This is a genomic window from Mycobacterium sp. 852002-51163_SCH5372311 (assembly GCF_001667115.1).
Taxonomy (GTDB): Bacteria; Actinomycetota; Actinomycetes; order Mycobacteriales; family Mycobacteriaceae; genus Mycobacterium.
In genome coordinates this window covers 1-1,424 of sequence record NZ_LZIJ01000082.1, presented here as the reverse complement: position 1 = coordinate 1,424, position 1,424 = coordinate 1, and the positions used below count along the sequence as shown (strand labels likewise).

Sequence of the window (1,424 nt, the reverse complement as noted above, 5' to 3'; positions counted from 1 at the left end):
GGCGGATTCAAGCGGTGGCCGCAACAAACGTGGACGGGTCTGACAGTAGCCGGTCGAGTTCTTCGGCGGGTGTGCGGTAGCCCAGGCGTTTGCGGGGTCGGGCGTTGAGTTCGGCAGCGACGTTGTCGAGCCAGCCTGGCCCGTAAAAGGATAGGTCGGTTCCTTTGGGGAAGTATTGGCGCAGAAGCCCGTTGGTGTTCTCGTTGGTGCCACGCTGCCATGGCGAGTGCGGGTCGGCGAAGTAGATCGGCAGACCAGTGGCTTCGGTGATCTTGGTGTGAAGCGCCATTTCTTTGCCTTGGTCCCAGGTCAGTGACAGGCGTAGCACGTCGGGGATTTCGGGGATTTTCGCGGTCATGGCTGCGGCGACGGTCTCGGCGTTGCGATCAGCGGGCAGGTGCAACAGCACCACAAATCCGGTGGTCCGCTCGACTAACGTGGCGATCTGAGACATCCCGTGGGCGCCGATGATCAAGTCGCCTTCCCAGTGCCCCGGGATCGCCCGGTCGGCGGCTTCGGCGGGGCGTTCACTGATGGAGACCATGTCTTTGATCTTTCCCCGGGTTTCCGCACTGCTGCGGCCCTGGGATTTGCGCACGATCCGACCAGCACGCAAGGCCGCCTTGACCTCGCGGGCCAGCTCACCGCGCGGCAGCAAATACAAGGCCTGATAGATCGTTTCGTGTGACACCCACATCTCCGGATCCTCGGGGAACTGCCGACGCAGCCGGCCCGCGATCTGCTCGGGACTGTGCCGCTGATGCAAGCCTTGCAGAACCACCATCCACAGTGCCGGATACTTCTGCAGCGTACGCAGTTTGGGGCGTTTGGCCTGCTCTTCGGCATAGACCTGACCGGCCCAGGCCCGGTATCCCGAGGCGGTCATACCGCGCTGGATTTCGCGGCCGATCGTGCAGCGGTGTCGGCCCAGAAACTTCGCCACCTGCGCAGCGCAGTAGCCCTGTTCCCGCAGCTCTTCAAGCCGGCAGCGTTCCAGAAACGACAACGCTCCCCGCGGCGGCGATGCCGGAGCCGCAACGAATTCGGCAAGGGTCAGACATTCAGCAGTTCGGGTCACATACCCAGCCTTTTTGATCCACCGTTTCGCGGCCGGTTCCGACACGCCCGAAATCCTGGCGGCCTGCTGCGGCCCATACCCAGCAGACAACGCGTCCCAAAACGCGTCCCTGGCAGCTTGGGAGTACGTGACCTGCTTAGCGTGCCGATCGCGCTGATGCCCAGCCTGCCTGGCCCAGGCACATCCCGTGGCAGCAGCGACCCCAGCGACCGTTGCCGCCGCCGACGGGGTCAACCCCGTGCTCAACGCCTCAAAAAACTTCGTACGCACCGACTCAGAAACCTGAACCCGACCCATGACACAACACCCCTTCACTCAGGTGTTGCGGTCATCCCTTGAATTCGCC

1 protein-coding gene is annotated in these 1,424 nt (G+C 63.4%); it reads right to left on the bottom strand.

The features are described 5' to 3' along the window. Positions 1-7: 7 nt before the first annotated feature. Positions 8-1,078 (bottom strand): IS30 family transposase, encoded by a 1,071-nt coding sequence (locus A5791_RS11020; RefSeq protein WP_231995855.1) that lies wholly within the window; start codon positions 1,076-1,078, stop codon positions 8-10. Positions 1,079-1,424: the final 346 nt, after the last annotated feature.